Annotated in this window: 15 protein-coding genes, 1 tRNA gene and 1 pseudogene; 8 read left to right on the plus strand and 9 right to left on the minus strand. The window is 73.1% G+C overall.

Going from position 1 to position 17,158, the window contains the following annotated elements; translation table 11 throughout:
• Window positions 1-201 precede the first annotated feature (201 nt).
• The 4 genes from ACZ6I1_RS12270 (at window position 202) to ACZ6I1_RS12285 (ending at window position 4,488) form a co-directional block, all read left to right on the plus strand.
• Entirely contained in the window at window positions 202-1,314 is a 1,113-nt protein-coding gene (locus tag ACZ6I1_RS12270; protein ID WP_469286123.1) for an LLM class flavin-dependent oxidoreductase, read from the plus strand.
• A gap of 254 nt (window positions 1,315-1,568) precedes the next feature.
• Window positions 1,569-3,251, plus strand: coding sequence for a glycosyl hydrolase family 18 protein (locus tag ACZ6I1_RS12275; RefSeq protein ID WP_469286125.1), 1,683 nt, complete (start codon window positions 1,569-1,571; stop codon window positions 3,249-3,251).
• A gap of 168 nt (window positions 3,252-3,419) precedes the next feature.
• Window positions 3,420-4,268 carry a helix-turn-helix domain-containing protein gene (locus ACZ6I1_RS12280; protein ID WP_469286127.1) on the plus strand — a complete coding sequence of 283 codons (849 nt, stop codon included), beginning with the start codon at window positions 3,420-3,422 and terminating at the stop codon, window positions 4,266-4,268.
• On the plus strand, window positions 4,228-4,488 hold the full coding sequence (locus ACZ6I1_RS12285) for a DUF397 domain-containing protein (protein ID WP_469286128.1): 261 nt from the start codon (window positions 4,228-4,230) through the stop codon (window positions 4,486-4,488). The genes ACZ6I1_RS12280 and ACZ6I1_RS12285 overlap by 41 nt, the downstream gene beginning before the upstream one ends.
• A 20-nt stretch (window positions 4,489-4,508) precedes the next feature.
• Here ACZ6I1_RS12285 and ACZ6I1_RS12290 read toward each other — a convergent pair whose 3' ends face one another.
• The gene (locus tag ACZ6I1_RS12290) at window positions 4,509-6,392 is read right to left on the minus strand and encodes a putative bifunctional diguanylate cyclase/phosphodiesterase (RefSeq protein WP_469286130.1); all 1,884 of its coding nucleotides are present in this window, start codon (window positions 6,390-6,392) and stop codon (window positions 4,509-4,511) included.
• Between the two features lie 346 nt (window positions 6,393-6,738).
• On the opposite strand from ACZ6I1_RS12290, the gene ACZ6I1_RS12295 reads away from it, so the two are divergent.
• Window positions 6,739-7,974, plus strand: a complete 1,236-nt coding sequence (locus ACZ6I1_RS12295; protein ID WP_469286132.1) for a M6 family metalloprotease domain-containing protein — start codon at window positions 6,739-6,741, stop codon at window positions 7,972-7,974.
• 59 nt (window positions 7,975-8,033) lie between these two features.
• Here ACZ6I1_RS12295 and ACZ6I1_RS12300 read toward each other — a convergent pair.
• The 4 genes and pseudogenes from ACZ6I1_RS12300 to ACZ6I1_RS12315 all read right to left on the minus strand — a co-directional run bounded on the left by ACZ6I1_RS12300 (window position 8,034) and on the right by ACZ6I1_RS12315 (window position 9,829).
• Window positions 8,034-8,107 (minus strand) — tRNA-Lys (locus ACZ6I1_RS12300).
• A pseudogene (locus tag ACZ6I1_RS12305) lies at window positions 8,098-8,716 on the minus strand (bifunctional DNA primase/polymerase). The gene ACZ6I1_RS12300 and the pseudogene ACZ6I1_RS12305 overlap by 10 nt, the downstream one beginning before the upstream one ends.
• Before the next feature lie 111 nt (window positions 8,717-8,827).
• Complete coding sequence (locus ACZ6I1_RS12310; protein ID WP_469286134.1) at window positions 8,828-9,175, minus strand: hypothetical protein; 348 nt, start codon at window positions 9,173-9,175, stop codon at window positions 8,828-8,830.
• 84 nt (window positions 9,176-9,259) lie between these two features.
• Entirely contained in the window at window positions 9,260-9,829 is a 570-nt protein-coding gene (locus tag ACZ6I1_RS12315) for an NADPH-dependent FMN reductase (protein WP_469286136.1), read from the minus strand.
• A 116-nt stretch (window positions 9,830-9,945) separates the two neighbouring features.
• On the opposite strand from ACZ6I1_RS12315, the gene ACZ6I1_RS12320 reads away from it, so the two are divergent.
• A complete protein-coding gene (locus ACZ6I1_RS12320; protein ID WP_469286138.1) occupies window positions 9,946-10,434 on the plus strand; it encodes a MarR family winged helix-turn-helix transcriptional regulator in 489 nt (162 codons plus the stop codon).
• 11 nt (window positions 10,435-10,445) lie between these two features.
• Here ACZ6I1_RS12320 and ACZ6I1_RS12325 read toward each other — a convergent pair whose 3' ends face one another.
• Genes ACZ6I1_RS12325 through ACZ6I1_RS12335 form a run of 3 tightly spaced genes read right to left on the minus strand, consistent with a single transcriptional unit; the run spans window position 10,446 to window position 14,520 of the window.
• Complete coding sequence (locus ACZ6I1_RS12325) at window positions 10,446-11,780, minus strand: AAA domain-containing protein (RefSeq protein ID WP_469286140.1); 1,335 nt, start codon at window positions 11,778-11,780, stop codon at window positions 10,446-10,448.
• On the minus strand, window positions 11,777-13,360 hold the full coding sequence (locus ACZ6I1_RS12330; RefSeq protein ID WP_469286143.1) for a hypothetical protein: 1,584 nt from the start codon (window positions 13,358-13,360) through the stop codon (window positions 11,777-11,779). The genes ACZ6I1_RS12325 and ACZ6I1_RS12330 overlap by 4 nt, the downstream gene beginning before the upstream one ends.
• Complete coding sequence (locus tag ACZ6I1_RS12335) at window positions 13,357-14,520, minus strand: hypothetical protein (protein ID WP_469286145.1); 1,164 nt, start codon at window positions 14,518-14,520, stop codon at window positions 13,357-13,359. Before ACZ6I1_RS12335 ends, ACZ6I1_RS12330 begins: the two co-directional genes overlap by 4 nt.
• Before the next feature lie 140 nt (window positions 14,521-14,660).
• Between ACZ6I1_RS12335 and ACZ6I1_RS12340 the strand changes: the two genes are divergently transcribed.
• Entirely contained in the window at window positions 14,661-15,257 is a 597-nt protein-coding gene (locus ACZ6I1_RS12340; protein ID WP_469286147.1) for a histidine phosphatase family protein, read from the plus strand.
• A 117-nt stretch (window positions 15,258-15,374) separates the two neighbouring features.
• The gene (locus ACZ6I1_RS12345) at window positions 15,375-15,716 is read left to right on the plus strand and encodes a VOC family protein (protein WP_469286149.1); all 342 of its coding nucleotides are present in this window, start codon (window positions 15,375-15,377) and stop codon (window positions 15,714-15,716) included.
• Between the two features lie 10 nt (window positions 15,717-15,726).
• Here the strand turns inward: ACZ6I1_RS12345 and ACZ6I1_RS12350 are convergent, their stop codons facing one another.
• On the minus strand, window positions 15,727-17,076 hold the full coding sequence (locus ACZ6I1_RS12350; RefSeq protein ID WP_469286151.1) for a tetratricopeptide repeat protein: 1,350 nt from the start codon (window positions 17,074-17,076) through the stop codon (window positions 15,727-15,729).
• Window positions 17,077-17,158: the final 82 nt, after the last annotated feature.

Below are 17,158 nucleotides of genomic sequence, written 5' to 3' on the forward strand. Positions count from 1 at the left end.
TGCCCTACCACGATAGCCATCAAGAGGCCCATGTGGAGCGCCTGTTGAGGAGATTGATGGCTCAATCATGTCGCCTCGCCAGGATCTACTCCATTGGCATATGCCATGGTCATGCGCACTGTCCTGCCGTGCCGGGAATGCCCGGGCGTCGCCGACGGTTCGAGTTCTTCGTACGGACGAGGAATCGAGACGGGAGCGACGATGAGTGACACCGGGGACGCGGGCCGGCCGGACAGCGGCGACGGGATCCACGGCACCGCGAGGGGCGGCGCACCGGTACCGCTCTCGGTCCTGGACCTCGTGACCGTGGGCGCCGGCAGCACCGCCCACGCCTCCCTGCGCACCAGCGTGGAGATCGCCCGGCTCGCCGAGTCCCGCGGCTACCACCGCCACTGGGTCGCCGAGCACCACTCCATGCCGGGCGTCGCCAGCTCCTCCCCGGCCGTGATCCTGGCGCACCTCGCCGCGCACACCTCCCGCATCCGGCTCGGTTCGGGCGGAGTCATGCTGCCCAACCACGCCCCGCTCGCCGTCGCCGAGCAGTTCGGCACCCTGGAGGCGCTCGCCCCGGGCCGGATCGACCTCGGCCTCGGCCGGGCCCCGGGCACCGACGGGCGCACCGCCCTCGCGCTGCGCGGGCCCGGCCGCCTCGACGAGGCCGCCGAGGAGTTCCCCCGGCAGCTCGCGGAGCTCAGCCGCTTCCTCGACGACGACTTCCCCGACGGGCACCCGTACGCCCGCGTGCACGCCGTGCCGGGCCCGGTGCAGGGGCCCGCCGGGCGGCCGCCGCTGTGGCTGCTCGGCTCCTCCGGCTACAGCGCCCGCCTCGCCGGCGAGCTCGGCCTGCCCTTCGCCTACGCCCACCACTTCTCGGCGGCCGGCACCCTGCCCGCGCTCGACCTCTACCGGCAGAGCTTCCGCCCCTCGGCCGTCCTGGACGCCCCGTACGCCCTCATCGGCGTCTCGGCGCTGGCCGCGGACACCGAAGCGGAGGCCCGCGCCCAGGTGCTCACGGGAGCGCTGTCCATGCTGCGGCTGCGCAGCGGGCGGCCCGGCCTGGTCCCGACGCCCGAGGAGGCGGCGGCGTACGCGTACTCCCCGCTGGAGCGGGAGTTCGTGGACGGCTGGGTCGCGAACATCGTCCACGGCACCCCCGGCCAGGTGCGGGCGGGACTCGACGCGCTGGCCGCGCGGACGGGCGCGGACGAGCTGATGCTGACCGCCAACGCCCACAGCGGCGCGGCCCGGTTGCGCTCCTACGGGCTCGTCGCAGATGCGTACGGGATGCCGTCGCAGGGCCCGGTCCCGGCCTGACCGCCGGGAAACGGGGTTCGGCTGGTTTGTTGCCGAAACCTTGCCGGGGGATGGCCTAAGGCACCCTTAAACCGCTCGTCACCCGGGGTGGCGAGCGGTTTCTGATGTGCGCTCACCTCTCTGACTTGGGCATTTGGCAGCTCAGTGGTCTAGTCCTTCTTTGGTCCAAACCATTGACTGGGGCATGGCGTGATCGCTATCACTTCTCTCACCTGAAGGTGATGCTCTCCCCTCCCACCCCCCGGAGGCAGTTCATGCACGTCCGTAAACCCCTCATCGCGGCCGCCGCCACGGCCGCGCTGGCAGCCGGCGCCCTCGCCTCCTTCGCGGGACTCGGCACCGCCCAGGCCGCCGACGCCTCGGTGACCGCCTCGGCCGGCGGCGTCCGCATCGCCTACTACGACCAGTGGAGCGTGTACGGGAACGCCTTCTACCCCAAGCACCTCGACACACGGGGGATAGCCGGCAAGCTGGACGTGATCAACTACTCGTTCGGCAACATCCACCCCACCGAACTGACCTGTTTCGAAGCGAACAAGGCGGCGGGCGACGACAACAACCCCAACGCCGGTGACGGCGCGGGCGACTCGTACGCCGACTACCAGAAGTCGTTCAGCGCCGCCGACAGCGTCAGCGGGGTCGCCGACAAGTGGGACCAGCCGATCGTCGGCGTCTTCAACCAGTTCAAGCAGCTGAAGGCCAAGTACCCCCACCTGAAGATCAACATCTCGCTCGGCGGCTGGACGTACTCGAAGTACTTCAGTGACGCGGCCAAGACCGACGCCTCCCGCAAGAAGCTCGTCTCCTCCTGCATCGACCAGTACATCAAGGGCAACCTGCCGGTCGAGGGCGGCTTCGGCGGCCCCGGCAGCGCGGCCGGGATCTTCGACGGCATCGACATCGACTGGGAGTACCCCGGTTCCCCCGACGGCCACCTGGGCAACCACTACGCCCCCGAGGACAAGCAGAACTTCACGCTCCTGCTCAAGGAGTTCCGCCAGCAGCTCGACGCCCACGGCGCGGCCAACGGCGGCAAGAAGTACCTGCTGACCTCCGCCCTCCCGGCCGGCCAGGACAAGATCAGGCACATCGAGACGGACAAGATCGGCGCGTACCTCGACTACGCGAACATCATGACGTACGACATGCACGGCGCCTGGGACGGCGACGGGCCGACGTACCACCAGTCCCCGCTCCAGCCCTCGGCGGCCGACCCGACCGACCCGATCGCGCCCGGCACCCAGAAGTACAGCATCGACAACGCCATCGACTCCTGGATCGACGGCAACCCGGCCTACGGCATCGCGGGCGGCTTCCCCGCCAACAAGCTGACCCTCGGCTACGAGTTCTACTACCGCGGCTGGAAGGGCGTCCCGGCGGGCACCGCGGGCGGCCTCGCCCAGACCGCCACCGGAGCCTCGGCCGCCCGGCCCACCAGCCAGCAGGCCGGCATCGCGATGTACAAGGAGCTCGGCGGGATCGTCGACAACCCGGCGACCACCTTCTGGGACGACCAGGCCAAGGCCTCGTACTTCTACAAGGACGGCGAGTTCTTCACCGGCCTGAACCAGAGGTCCATCCAGGCCCGGGTCGACTACGGCAAGCAGCGCGGCCTGGCCGGCGCCATGATGTACTCCCTGCTCGGCCTGGACGCCAACACCACGCTGCTGAACCAGATCTCGGACGCCCTCGGCGGAGCCACCCAGCCGCCGGTCACCACGCCTCCGACGACCACCCCGCCGACCACCACGCCTCCGACGACCCAGCCGCCCACCGGCTGCGGCTCGACCCCGGCGTACGTCGCGGGCACCGTCTACACCGCCGGCAACGAGGTCTCCCACAACGGCCGCAAGTACCGGGCCCAGTGGTGGACGCAGAACGAGACCCCGGGCACCACGGGCGAATGGGGTGTCTGGAAGGACCTCGGCGCCTGCTGATCTCCCCCCACCCCGCGCCGAGCGGCACCCCGCCCCGCATCCCCCTCCCGGGTGCGGGGCGGAGGTGTGTCACATGGTTGTGGGATTCCGGATATCCCTGCGTGCCGATGTCGTTACGCTCGGCCACAGGCTCCATCCGACCCACGTCTTCATGGGGGTGACCATCCCATGGTCCAGGCCCGCGAACTCGATCCCAGCGCCTCACCGCTGGACTACTACGGCTACGAACTCCGCCGCCTGAGAGAGGCCGCAGGGCTGAAACAGGCGCAGTTGGGCGACATCATCTACTGCACGGGCTCGCTGGTCGGCCAGGTGGAGTGCACGACGCGGGTGCCGACCCGGGACTTCTCGGAACGGGTGGACGCGGCGCTGGGCACGGACGGGACGTTCTCCCGGCTGGTGGGGCTGGTCCTGCGGAGCGTACTGCCGACGTGGTTCCAGCCGTACGCGGAGATGGAGGCCCGGGCGACGTACATCTCCACGTTCCAGTGCCAGTTGGTGTACGGGCTTCTCCAGACGGAGGCCTACGCTCGCGCGGTGCTGGATGTCGAGAACCCCGGCACGCTCGACGCTGCCGTGGCGGCCCGCATGGACCGGCAGCGCATACTGACCCGCGAGAATCCGCCAGTGCTGTGGGTGGTGCTGGACGAGGCGGTTCTCCATCGGGAGATCGGCGGTCGCGAGGTCATGCGGAACCAACTCGCCCATCTGCTGACCCTCCAGGACCGGCAATGGCTGGAGATCCAGGTGCTGCCTTTTGCTGCCGGCCAGCACACGGGAATGATGGGATCGTTCACCCTTCTGCGGTTCGACGCCGACCCGGATATTCACTACAGCGAGAGTTATGACTCCGGTCACATGACCGCCAACCCGCAAGTGATCAAGGAGCGTTCGGTCGGTTACGCTCGCTTGCAAGCCGAGGCCCTCTCCCCCCGGGCGTCGGCAGAGCTGATCGCTCGCGTAATGGAGGAACGCTATGGGAAGCATCCAGAACCTGACGGGCGTGCTGTGGCGTAAGTCGTCCTACAGCGGCTCCAGTGGCGGCGAGTGCGTCGAATGCGCCCCCCTCGGCGCGGCCGCCTGGCGCAAGGCCTCGTACAGCGGAAGCAGCGGCGGCGACTGCGTCGAGGTGGCCGCCCAGACCTGCCTGGTGGCGGTCCGGGACTCCAAGAACCCCGGCGGCCCCGCCTTCACGGTCGCCCCCGAGGCGTTCACCGCCTTCGTCCGCAGCCTCTGACCGTCCCGCCCCGCACCCCCTCAGACGAGGGGGTGCGCGGCGGGCCCTTCGGGCTGTGCGGCAGCAGCCGCGGCGGCGGCTGCCGCCTGGCGGCCGATCATGCGGGCGATCACGTCCGGCGCCACCGCACGGGAGTAGAGCCAGCCCTGCCCCGTGTCGCAGCCGACGCGGCGCAGCCGGGCCGCCTGACCCGCCGTCTCCACGCACTCCGCCGTGACCGTCAGGCCCAGCCGGTGCGCGAGCTGGACCATGGCCTCGACGATCGTCTCGTCGGCCGGGTTCGGGTGCGTGCCCTCCTCGTAGCGGAAGCCCCGTACGAAGGACCCGTCCAGCTTCAGCACCGACACCGGCAGCCGGCTGAGGTAGGCCAGGTTCGAGTACCCGGTGCCGAAGTCGTCGATCGCGATGCGCACGCCCATGTCGCTGAGGGCCTGCAGGGCCTGGAGCGGCCGGCCCGCCGAGCCCATGACGGCCGACTCGGTCAGCTCCAGCTGCAGCAGCTGCGGCGCGAGCCCCGTCTCGGCGAGGATCTCCGCGACGTCGCCCACCAGGTCCGAGTCCCACACCTGCCGCACGGCCACGTTGACCGACACGAAGACCGGGGAGTCGCTGGGCTGTTCGATCTGCCAGCGCCGCGCCTGCCGGCAGGCCGTGCGCAGCACCCACTGACCCAACTGGACGATGGACCCGTCCTCTTCGGCGATGCCGATGAACCGATTCGGCGTCAGCGTGCCGAACTGCGGGTGGTTCCAGCGCACCAGGGCCTCGACCCCGCGCACCGCCCCGCTCTCCAGGTCCACCAGCGGCTGGTACTCCAGCTCGAACTCGCCCCGCTCCACGGCCGGCCGCAGCGTCGAGGACAGCGCCTGGCGCGTCATGCGGTGCGCGTTGCGCTCCGGGTCGAAGAGGGTCCAGCGGGCCTTGCCGTCCGCCTTGGCCCAGTACAGGGTCGTGTCGGCGGCCTGCATCAGCCCCGTCGCCGAGGTGCCGGCCGTCGCCCGCTCCACCACCCCGATCGACGCGGAGACCGACAGCCGCTGGCCCGACAGGTCGAAGGGCTCCTGGACGGCGGCCAGCACGCTGCGCGCCAGGTCCGCGAGCTGTTCGGTGCCCGTGGAGTCCTCGACCAGCAGGGCGAACTCGTCACCGCCGAGCCGCGCCACGAGGTGCCCGCTCGTGCGCCCGTACCCGGACTGGTCGGCGCACTGGGTCAGCCGGGCGGCGACGGCGGCCAGCAGCCGGTCCCCGACGCGGTGGCCGAGGGTGTCGTTGACGGCCTTGAACCCGTCCAGGTCCAGGTAGCACAGCCCGATCCGGCCGGTGCCGCCGCCGTGTTCGTACGAGGACGCCTCCAGGGCGGCGGAGAGCCGCTCGAAGAACAGCGCCCGGTTCGGCAGCCGGGTGACGGGGTCGTGCATCTGGAGGTGGCGCAGACGCGCCTGGAGGTCGCGCCGGTCGCTGATGTCGGCGACGGACAGCAGGACGTCACCGGTGCCCGGTACCGGCCCCAGGGTGACCTCGGTCCACAGCGAATGCCCGTCGGGGTGTTTGAGGCGGCGGGTGCAGCGCAGCCGGGCCTGCCGCCCGCGGAGCACCTCCTGGTACGCGGCCCAGGTACGGGCCTCCGCGGCCAGGTCCACCAGGTCGGCGGCGCACCGGTGGACCAGTGCGTGCGGCTCGGCGCCGAGCAGGCCGGCGAAGGCCTCGTTGGCGGCGACGACGTACCCGTCGCGGTCGACGACCGCCATGGGGAGGTGGGCCGCGTTGAAGGCGGCCCGGTAGTCGCGCCGCTCGGATTCGGCGCGCGGCGGGATTGCCGTTGCCGACACTGCCGCGTGACGCTCCGTAATGGCCGATCGGATGCTGTCGGCCGCCGAACCGGTTCCTTCTGAGGTTCCGCTCACCGTTGGCTCCCGCAGTGCTCGTGAGTGTCCGTGCAGGAAAGTGTGCCGATCATAGAGGCTGCCGGGAGGCCCTATCCAGCGGCGTCGCCGTGCGGGGGGCGGGAGTTCGGCGTGATGACGAAGTGACGCCCGAAGCCGGGGCGATCGTTTCTGCGCGGCTCTGAGCATGCGGAGTCCCCTGCTGATCTCGTGTGATCGGTCGTGACGTTCTGTAGGCAGGCGAGTGAAGGCCAAGGGTCACCGGCTTGCCGGGTTGCTCACTCGTGTGGGGCAGAGCAACAGGGCATTGCCCAGCCAAGCACCTCAAGGTGGACGGACAGGTACGAATCCACCACCGGAGGTCGATGTGGCGCGTCAGCTGACACCCGGGGGAGTGGACCGTTCCCGCATCCGAAGTACGGCGGCGGGCCTCACCTCCCTGACGGCGCTCGCCGCCATGTCGCTCGTCGCGGGGCCCGCGGTGGCCGATTCCGGGGCCGGCCCCTGTGCGCTGACCCGTACGGCCGCACACCATTCGCTGGGCCTCGACACCTGGAACGGCGCCTACCCGCGGCCCGAGCGCACCCTCAACGCGGTCATGGTCTTCCTCTCCTTCCCCGACCACCGGACCGCCGTCACCCCCGAGGAGATCGCCGGCGACTACTTCCCCGCCACCAGCGACTTCTTCGAGCGGGCCTCGTACGGCCGGTTCCACCTGGTCCCGCATCCGCAGAAGCAGTGGGTCCGGATGCCCAAGCCGTCCACCGCGTACGGGATACAGCGCGACTGGGCCCCGGAGGACCGGGCGGCCTACCTGCGGGACGCGGTCGCGACCGCCGACGCGCAGGTGGACTTCGGCAAGTACGACGTCGTGTACTTCGTCGCCGATCCGGATGCGCCCGGGGTGGACTCCGATGCCACGAAGGTCGTCAACTTCGACCGTCCGATCCGCGCCGACGGCACGGACCTGCGCCGGATCGTCACCGTCTTCGAACGGCACCCGCCGGACCGCAACGTGCTCGCCCACGAGACCGGGCACGTCTTCGACCTGCCCGACCTCTACCACCGGCCGACGGACGGCAAGGGCGACTGGGACACCTACGTCGGGGACTGGGACGTGATGGGCAGCCAGTTCGGGATGGCCCCGGACCTCTTCGCCTGGCACAAGTGGAAGCTCGGCTGGCTGGACCCGGGCCAGGTGGACTGCGTCCAGTCGGGCTCCTCGCTGCACACCCTCCAGCCGCTGGCCGAGGCCCCGCTGCGCGGCGGCACGGGAGGGACCCGGCTCGCCGTGGTCCGTACGGGCCCCGGCAGCGCGATCGCCGTCGAGGCGCGCGGCTCCGCCGGCAACGACGGGGACACCTGCACGGAGGGTGTCCTGGTCTACCGGGTGCGCAACGAGGCGGCCTCGGGCGGAGGCCCGATCGAGGTCCTCGACGCGCACCCGGCGACGGAGGCGTGCTGGGACCGCTCGGTGTACCCGCCGCTCGCGGACGCGCCGCTGGACGTGGGCGAGACCTTCACCGTGCCTGGCGAGCGGATCACCATCGAGGTGGCCGACCGGACCCAGTCGGGCGCGTACACGGTGAAGATCACGACCTGAAGGGCGCGCAACGACGAAGAAGGCCCCCGCTCCGAGGAGCAGGGGCCTTCTTCCGTCTGTGCGCCGCCAGGGACTCGAACCCCGGACCCGCTGATTAAGAGTCAGCTGCTCTAACCAACTGAGCTAGCGGCGCTTGCTGACGTCGTAGACATTACCAGGAGGTTCCGCGGAACTAAAAATCGATATCCGCAGCTCGGGCGGCGCGGACGAACGCCCACAGCAGGGCCTCGGGCCCGGGGAGCCAGGGCGTGCGCGCGTCGGGCGCCACCAGCCAGCGGGACGGGCCCGCGGAGGCGGCGAGCGGCGGCACGGTGACGGCGTCGCCGAGCCCGTGGCACAGCGGCGCGGGCGCGGAACGGGAACCTCCCCGCTCTCCCCCCGACTGCGTCGGGGGGTCGCCCAGCCACGCCAGCAGGGCCGGCAGCCGGTGGGCGGTGCCCGGGGCGGCGAAGATCAGCATCCGGCCCCGGTGCACGGCGACCGGGCCGGAGCCGGGGCCCTCGGCCCAGAGCAGGTCCAGGATCCGGCGCCCGAACACGGCCGGGACGTTGACGACGTCGAAGGCGTTCCCGCAGGGCAGCGCGGCGGGCGCGGAGGGCCGGGCCTCCCAGGCCGCGAGGGTGCTCCGGGGGTCCGCGCACGCGGAGACGAGCCACGCGGCGCCCTGCGGTGTGACGTGGGTGGCGGGTGCGGTGCGTACGTCGAGGGCGGGGCGTCCGGGGGCCGTCGTCAGCGTCGTCATGCCTCCAGGTCTACCGGCCGTAACGTTCCGGTTTCTGCGAGTTACCGAAAACCGGGACAGGGCGGGCCGCGCTGCGGTATGTTGCGCCCGCATATGCCAGCCGCCCTGTCCTCAGGTCGATTCCGGGCCCGCCTCGCGCTGGAGGGATTCCCCGAACTCGATCATCTTGCGGGCGTAGTCCTCGGTCCACTCCGCCTGGTCCGCGATCAGCGCCGGCGACAGCCGGTCGAACCGCCGCGGGTCCGCCAGCTGCGCCGCCGCCAGGGCCTGGAGCTCCACCGCCCGCTCCTGTGCGGCCCGGAAGGCCAGCGTCAGCTCGGTCGCACGCGCCAGCAGCTCGAGCGGGTCCTCGATCGACTCGAGGTCGAAGAAGTGCTCCGGGTCCGTGGCGGCCTCGGAGGGCTCGAAGAGCAGGGGTGCGGGCCGAAGCCTCCGCTCGGTCCGCTCGGGCTCTGCCATGCCTGTCCTCCTGCTGCGCGTGCGAAATGCTTCCGGGCCACCGTCCATTGTCCAACGCCCCGCAAGACCGCAGCGAGACCGGGCTTACACGGTGACGGCCTCGGCGGCGGACTCGGCCGCCAGTTCCGCCACGTCGTCGAGCACCCCGGCCAGCCGGTCGGCGAAGCCCTCGGGCGCGGTGAACCCCTCGGGCCCGATCAGGCCCGGGATGCCGGGGACGGCGAGGGAGCGGGCGGCGGGCCGCAGGCCGACCCGGGTGAGCACCGGCAGCAGCATCTCGGCGGCCGGGGCGCCGCCCGTGGGGCCCGCGCTGTAGCTGACGATGCCGACCGGCTTGCCCTGCCACTCGCGGTAGAGGAAGTCGATCGCGTTCTTGAAGGGGGCGGTGAAGCCGCCGTTGTACATCGGCATCACGAAGAGGAAGGCGTCGGCCGCGTCGACCAGCGCGCTCCAGTCCCGGGTGTGCTGGTGGGCGTAGACGCCGCTGGAGGCGTACTCGGGCTCGTCGAGGAAGGGCAGCGCGATCTCGGCGAGGTCGACGGGCGTCACCTCGAAGCCGCCGCGGGAGCGGGCCTGTCCGACGACCCACTCGGCGAGCGGGCGGCCGGAGGAGGTGGGGCGCGTGGCGGCGGAGATGACGTGGAGACGGGTCACGGTGTGGACTCCCGATCGGTGTGCACGGTTGTTGACGTGTCACCTATAAAACCCGGGCGGTGGGTGACGTGTCAACCATCTAGGTGATGTGTCACCGACCTGGTTACAGTGCTGACATGACCCCCCCATCCGAGCCCCGCTGGCTCTCGGAGCCCGAACAGGACGCCTGGTACGCCTGGCGGCGGATGTTCCCGCTGGTCAACGCGGAGATCGCGCGGGACCTCGGCCAGGACAGCGGCCTCTCCGAAGCCGACTACGACGTCCTGTCGGTGCTCGGCTCCACGGACGGCCACCGCATGCGGATCAGCGCGCTGGCCGTCCTCATGCACTGGTCGCGCAGCCGGCTCTCCCACCAGCTCACCCGCATGGAACAGCGCGGGATCGTCCGCCGCGAGGAGGTCGCCGGCGACGGCCGGGGCGCGGAGGTGGTCCTCACCGGGGCCGGAGTGGACATGATCACGGCCGCGGCCCCGCTGCACGTGGAGTCCGTACGCCGCCACCTCATCGACGTCCTCACACCGGAGCAGCTCCGCACCCTGGCCGAGATCGGCGAGGTGCTCCGCGCACGGCTGGGCGCCGAACGCAAGGGCGGCGAGCCCGCCTAGGGGCTGTCTGGCTACGGCTTCCAGGGGACCCGGTGTTCCGCCAGGTGGGCCAGGACCGAGTGGTTCGCCTCCCAGCCGTCCGGGAACTTCACCGTCACGCCCAGCTGCACCGGCTCCGTCGACGGGTGGTCGTCCAGCAGCTCCGCTATGCCCGCCCGGGCCACCACCACGCAGGCGTGCCGGTGCCGGGAGGCCAGCACGCACAGGCGGCCCGTCTCCAGGTGGAAGGCCGTCGCGTCGGGGCGGCCCGACAGCGGGTGCAGGATCACCGTGAGGTCGTACTCCCGCCCCTGGAGGCGATTCGCGGTGTCCACCGTGACCCCGGCGATCCCCTGCGCGGCCAGCGCCGCCCGGATCGCCGACGCCTGGTCGCGGTGCGCGGTGCCCACCGCGACGCGGTCCGCGGTCAGCGGGGCCGGTCCCGCCGACCGCTCGTCGGAGGTCACCGCCCCGCGGTCCAGGGCCCGGCGGACCACCAGGGCCACCGCCGCCACCGCCTCCGGATCGGTGCGCGGCGTGTGCCGCGCGGGCAGCTCCAGCAGGCCCCAGCCCGACTCGGCGGCCTCGTCCAGCACCCGGTCGGGACCCGACCCGTCCGAGGGGACCCCGTACGACAGCCGCCGCTCGCCCGGACCCGTACCGCTGCGGAACTGCGTGTACGGGTAGAACGCCCGGGAGACCAGCGGCGCGGCCGTCGCCGGGAGCCGCCACGACACCGGCAGCCGGTGCTGCGGCAGCTGCGGATTGTGCGCGAGCAGCGTGCTGACCGCCGAGGCGGACGGGTCGTACGACAGTCCCGCCCACTGCTCCGCGCCCACCACGCTGAAGGGGTCCAGCTGCCCCGGGTCGCCGACGAACAGCGCCCGCTCGAAGAGCCCCGCCACGGCCAGCAGCGCGTCGGACCGCATCTGGTACGCCTCGTCGACGATGGCGTGCTCCCAGGGCCCCACGTCCTTGACGTACGCCCACTTCGCCGCCGTCGAGAGGGTGATCGGGAGCTCCGCGAGGTCCCCCGGCTTGGCGGAGAGCGTGACCGAGGGCAGCTCGCGCAGCGCGGGGTCGTACGCGTCGCCCTCGCTGCTGTGCAGCCGGCCGACCTTCAGCTCCGGATCCTTGTCGGCGAGCCGCAGCACCAGGTCGTCGACCTGAGCGTTCGTCTGCGCCACCACCATCAGCCGGCGCCCGGCCGCGGCCAGTTCCCGGGCCGCCCGTACGACGAGGGTGGACTTGCCGGCGCCGGGCGGGGAATCCACGACCACGCCCCGCTCGGTGCCGTGCAGGGTGTCGCGCAGGATGGCGGCGGTCGCCTCGGCGGCGGCCGCCGCCGGGTCGAAGGTCGCGGTCACAGGAGGTCCTCGTCGGTCACGGCGTCGGGCAGCGGGGGAGCGGTCAGGTGTCCCGGCGGGCCGCCGTGGGTCCACGGGGTCCGCTCCGGATCCGGCAGCTTCGGGCCACCGCGCGCGTCGTGCTCGAAGAGCGTCCAGCACACCCGGTCGCCCTTCTCCGGCACCGAGCCCGGCTCCGGTTCCCGGCCGCGGCCCATCTTGTCCAGGAGGCGCAGCACCAGCCGCCCGTCCTCCTCGAAGCGGACGAACTGCGCGCTCTGCGGGCGCCCGTCCAGCGAGCGGTAGACCTTCCCGCCGCCCCCTTCGACGAGCTGCGGCCGGTCATCGGTGGCCACCGTCACCAGCGGCCGCGGGCTCGGCCGCTTCGACTCCGTCCACTCCATCACCACCTCGGTGACCTCCCCGGCGAAGGCCTCGCCCGCGAGCCGCCGGCCCGCCATCACCAGGGGGTCGTCCAAGGCCTCCTGGGCGTCGAGCCGCACCTGCTCGGTCTCCCGCGTGGCCAGCTTCTGCGCCGCCGTCACCGCGTCGTCGCGGCGCGGCTGCGGCGGCTCGCCCGCCCGTACCCGGTCCCGGTGGCCGGTGTACGACCAGCGGTCGCGCGTCCACCGCTCCTCGGCGCGCTCTCCCTCCGGCAGGGTGCGCAGCAGGTCGATCGCCTCCCACGTCATCCGCCAGGTGCCGGACATCTGCTCCACGACCAGTCGGCGCACGGCCCGTTCGGCTGCGCGCACCTCACGGTCGTCGTCCCCGGGTCCGGCCGCCAGCGCCACCCGCGCCGCGTCGTAGCGGGCGATCGCGGGGGCCAGCAGCTTGTTGTCGAAGGCCGGGTCGGTGGCAGGGCCGGCCGGCGGGCACAGCAACTGGCCGTCCGCGCCGCGGCCCAGCTCCGCGCGGAGCGCCGCCTCGGCACCCGAGGCGCCCTCGGGCGGGTCGATCCAGCCCAGGAGCGCGCCCAGGTGCTGGTCCTCCAGGTTGCTCTGGCCGGTCGCCCAGTGCCGGGAGAGCAGGTCCGTCGCCGACAGCAGCATCGAGGAGCCGGGTACCCGCGCGCGCTCGCCGAGGTGGGTGAACCAGCGCCCGAGCAGCGGGACCCGCGAGGGCGCCGGATACGGGTTCTCCGGATCCTCCTCGGCCGTCCGCCGGAACCGCATCGAGCGGCCCAGCAGCCGCACGTACTCGATGCCCGCCCGGCTCGGCACGATCAGCTGCGGCGCGTCCAGGCACAGCTCGGTCTCGACCTTGACCTTCTTGCCCGTCTCCGGGTCGGTCTCGCTGCGCTCGGCCGGTTCCACGGCGTCCGCGTACGCCTCGATGTGGCCCAGCACGTGGACCGCCAGGTCCGCGAGGAACGCCCAGCGCAGGTCCCGGTCGCGTGGCTGGGGTACCACGAACACCCGCGGCTCGTGCCGGTCGGTGCCGACCATGGCGCCCAGCGGGGCACCGGCCTCACCGGCCGTGGTCAGCGGCACGAAGACCATCGGGTTCTCGCTCAGATGCCGGTGCCGTACGGTCGCGAGCGGCTGCGCCCGGCCCGCGCGGACGGCCTCCAGCCGGGCCAGGGTGGTCAGCAGGCTCATCCGGACGCCTCCAGCGCCTCGGCGCGCAGCCGGGCCGCCCGGTGCAGCGCGGCCGCGGTCGGATCCTCGGCGCAGCCGGCGCCGGCGGCCGCGGCCAGGGCCTGCTCGACGGTGGTCAGCGCGCCCAGCTCGCCCCGTACGGAACGGCCCAGCGCGGTCACCTCGTCGGCGGCGCGGGCCCGGTCCCGGCAGTGGAAGGCCAGCTCGCAGGCGGCCAGGCACTCGGGGGCGTAGGAGGCGTCCACGGCGGCCACGGCCTCGGCCAGTTCCTCGGCGGTGCGCGCCGGGTCGAAGCTGAGCCCCTCGGGCAGCGCCGCGGCCAGCTCCTCGACCCGGGTCAGCCGCTCCAGCTGGCGCCGGGTCACGGCGCGCTCGCGGCGGACGTCGACGGGCGCGGCGGTGGGCAGGTTGGAGAAGTCCTTGGGGCAGACCAGCAGCACGGTGTGCCCGACCTCGGCGCCGTCCAGCTTCCCGGCGGTGTTCTCCAGGGCCAGCACGTAGACGGCGGCCTGGCGGGCGGCGGCGCCGACCTTCGCGGCGTCGGCGGACCCGTCGACCATCGGGAACGACTTGATCTCCACGACGGTCCAGCGGCCGTCGGGATGCACGACGACGGCGTCCGGCTCCAGGTAGGCGGGGGTGCCCGCGACCTCCAGGGCCAGCATCGGGTGGTCGAGCAGCGTCCACGCCCCGGTCGCCCGCCCGGCGGCGGTGGCCTCGCGCAGGGCGAGCGCGGTCCGGGCGGCGCGGCCCTCCGGTCCGGCGGCGGTCAGGTCGGGGACGCGGGCGTCCGGCCCCGGGGCCTCGGCCCCGGCGCCGAGGTGCCCGTGGACCAGCCGCAGCAGCTCGGCCCCGCCGCCGCCCTTGACCTTGGCCTCGAAGGAGTTCCCGCGGATGATGGCGAACTGCGACTGCCCGAACGGCGCGGGCGAGCCGAGGGCCGAGGCGAGGGCGGTCTTGTCCACGCCGGCCCCGTCGAGCAGGGCGCGTCTGCCGCAGCCCGGGTTGGCGGCGAGCGCCGCCAGGGCCCGGGCGTCGAGCGGGCGGGGCGGCACGGCCGGGCCGCGCAGGCCGGCGAGCCGCTGCCGCAGGGTCGTCTGCGGAGCGCTGCGGGGCGGGTAGGAGCTCACCCGCGGAAGTGTCCCATCCGCCACTGACAATCGTGCACTTACGGCGGAATGGGGTCGTGGAGTGGCCGCGGGGTGGCCGTGGATGAGCCCGCCGTTCACGTGTTGGATGATGTACGGACGATGGAATCGCAGTAAAAGCGCACAAAAGCTCACCCACCGGGAGAACTCACATGGCCCCCCGCATCCTGCTGGCCCGCCACGGCCAGACGGCGTGGTCCCAGCTCGGCAAGCACACCGGGCGCACGGACGTGCCCCTGCTGGAAGAGGGCAAGCGGGGCGCCAAGCTGCTCGGCGAGCGGCTGGCCCGGGACCCGTGGAAGCGCCTGCCCGGCCTCGAGGTCCGCACCAGCCCGCTGGTCCGCGCCAGCGAGAGCTGCGAGCTCGCGGGCTTCGGCGTCCAGGCGGAGCCGTGGGACGCGCTGATGGAGTGGGACTACGGGGACTACGAGGGCATGACCCCGGCCGAGATCCAGGCCATCCGCCCCGGCTGGCTGATCTGGCGCGACGGGGTCCCGGGCGGCGAGTCCGTCGCCGATGTCGCGGCGCGCGCGGACGAGGTGGTGGCCTGGGCCCGCTCGGCCGAGCGCGACGTCCTGGTCTTCGCCCACGGGCACATCCTGCGCACCCTGGCCGCCCGCTGGCTCGGCTTCGAGGCCTCCTTCGGCGCCCGGATCCGCCTGGAACCCACCTCGCTGTCGGTCCTGGGCTGGGCGTACGGGGCCCCCGCGCTGGAGCGCTGGAACGACACCGGGCACCTGGACGGCTGAGCGGCGCAGCGGCAGGGGCGCAGGCTCCGGCGACCCTTCCCCGCGGCCGCCCGGGTTTACCGAAGAGGGGGCTGCACCAAGGGAGTTGGGCTTTCCCGCGGCTGCGAGGATAGGCCCATGACGATTACCTCCGTGGTGCTGCGGCGGCGCGTGGACGATCTCGGTCCGGCGCTGGACTTCTACGTACGGCTGACCGGCCAGCCGGCGACGCGGTTCGAGTTCGCCGGCCTGGACCTGGCGACCGTCGGGCCGTTCCTGCTGTTCAGCGGGCCCGACGCGCTCGCCGAGCGGTTCGCGGGGGTGGCGGCCACGCTCTCCGTGGCCGACCTGGACGCGGCGGTCGCGCACTGCGCGGCCTCCGGGGGCGAGGTGATCGCCGCTCCCGCGCCCACGCCCAACGGGCGTCGCGCGGTGGTCCGCCATCCCGAGGGCGGGGTCTACGAGTACCTGGGCGTCTGACCGGACCGGGTCAGACGGCGGCGTGCCGGGCGAGGAAGGCGCCCACGCGCGGGGAGCGCTGGTGCGGGACCAGGGTGCGGGCGGTGTCGGAGAGCAGGGACCGCACCCGCGTGGACTGCACCTCGGCCAGCAGGTCCAGCACCCGGCCGCCCGCCCAGGCGGCCTCGTCGGGAGCTCCCGCGTGGGCCAGGTCGCCGGCCAGCTCGGCGGTGTAGAGGGCCACGTTCCGGGCGAAGTGCGGATCCTGCAGGTCGGCGGCGCGGCGGGCGTGGCGGGCGGCGCGGGCGTGCTCGCCGAGCGTCGCCCAGCACCTGGCCTCCAGGAACTCCAGCTCGGCCTCCCCGAAGAAGGACATCCACTCCGGATCCGCGTCCGCCCCGCCCCGGGAGAACTCCGTGTGGGCCCGGGCCAGCGCCTCCTCGCAGGCCCTGCGGTCGGCCAGGCCCGCCCAGCCGCCCGCCTCCCGCAGCGCCAGCAGCGACAGCAGCCGCGGGGAACCCAGGGAGCGGGCGGCGCGGCGGCCCGCCTGCGCCGCCCGTACCGCCTCCCGGGAGCGGCCGCAGTCCCGGGCGAGGAAGGCCATGTTGCTGAACGCGTGCGCCTCCAGGCCGGCGTCCCCCGACACCCGGGCGGTCGCCAGGGCCTCCGCGTAGTGCGAGCGGGCGTCGTCGAAGCGTCCGGAGTCGTGGGCGAGCCAGCCGACCGAGACGGCCAGTTCGCCGGCGCCCGCGTGCAGCCGGTCCTCGGTGGACTGCCGGGTGGCCCCCGCGTCGAGCAGCGCGTACGCCGCGCGCAGGGGCCCGGCGGCCTTGCGGTACAACGCGTCGGCCCCGTGCCGGTCGTCGAGCAGCCGGATCTGGCGTACGGCGTCCTCGACGGCTGCCGCCTCGGAGTCCCCGGCGCGGGAGGGGAGCCGGCGGGAGTCACCGAGCAGGGTGAGGCTGAGCGTCGCGGCCGCCACGGTCGCGGAGCCGCCCGCCATGAACGCGCGACGCAGCACGTCGCTCTCCTTGGCACGGGAAGGGGAATTGGCACGGGAAGGGGACGGGGACGGGGACGGGCGCGGGGCGGGGGCGGACGGGCCGCGCAGCGCGAAACGGCCGCGGACGGCTTCGCGCGGTGAGAAGCCCAGGTCGGCCAGGGTGCGGCCGGGGAACATGTGCAGGAAGACCCGCTCGTACGCGTAGTTGGGGCAGCGGATCTCGCCGGACTCGACGCGGCCGATGTAGCGGGCGTCGCAGGAAACCGTTTCGCCGATCTCCTTCGCGGCCCGGCGCACCAGCGCCGCGAACTCGGCCGGGGAGTGCTGCCCGCGCAGCCGCCGGAACGTGGAGTTGGGTGAGTGGGGGGACGCCGCCATGGACGTGGCCTCTCTGGCAAGGAACGCAGCGCCGGTACGGGAAGGGGTGAGGAGGGGTCGCCCGGCGCGCATGAACGTACCG

The sequence above is a fragment of the Streptomyces sp. NPDC046303 genome (assembly GCF_055588085.1).

Excerpts from the sequence above, each read along its gene's own strand:
- ACZ6I1_RS12310 (WP_469286134.1), bottom strand. The coding sequence starts at position 9,175 with ATGGCAGAGCCCGAGCGGACCGAGCGGAGGCTTCGGCCCGCACCCCTG.
- ACZ6I1_RS12345 (WP_469286149.1), top strand. The coding sequence starts at position 15,375 with ATGACGATTACCTCCGTGGTGCTGCGGCGGCGCGTGGACGATCTCGGT.
- ACZ6I1_RS12280 (WP_469286127.1), top strand. The coding sequence starts at position 3,420 with ATGGTCCAGGCCCGCGAACTCGATCCCAGCGCCTCACCGCTGGACTAC.
- ACZ6I1_RS12340 (WP_469286147.1), top strand. The coding sequence starts at position 14,661 with ATGGCCCCCCGCATCCTGCTGGCCCGCCACGGCCAGACGGCGTGGTCC.
- ACZ6I1_RS12330 (WP_469286143.1), bottom strand. The coding sequence starts at position 13,360 with ATGAGCCTGCTGACCACCCTGGCCCGGCTGGAGGCCGTCCGCGCGGGC.
- ACZ6I1_RS12350 (WP_469286151.1), bottom strand. The coding sequence starts at position 17,076 with ATGGCGGCGTCCCCCCACTCACCCAACTCCACGTTCCGGCGGCTGCGC.
- ACZ6I1_RS12270 (WP_469286123.1), top strand. The coding sequence starts at position 202 with ATGAGTGACACCGGGGACGCGGGCCGGCCGGACAGCGGCGACGGGATC.
- ACZ6I1_RS12275 (WP_469286125.1), top strand. The coding sequence starts at position 1,569 with ATGCACGTCCGTAAACCCCTCATCGCGGCCGCCGCCACGGCCGCGCTG.
- ACZ6I1_RS12320 (WP_469286138.1), top strand. The coding sequence starts at position 9,946 with ATGACCCCCCCATCCGAGCCCCGCTGGCTCTCGGAGCCCGAACAGGAC.
- ACZ6I1_RS12285 (WP_469286128.1), top strand. The coding sequence starts at position 4,228 with ATGGGAAGCATCCAGAACCTGACGGGCGTGCTGTGGCGTAAGTCGTCC.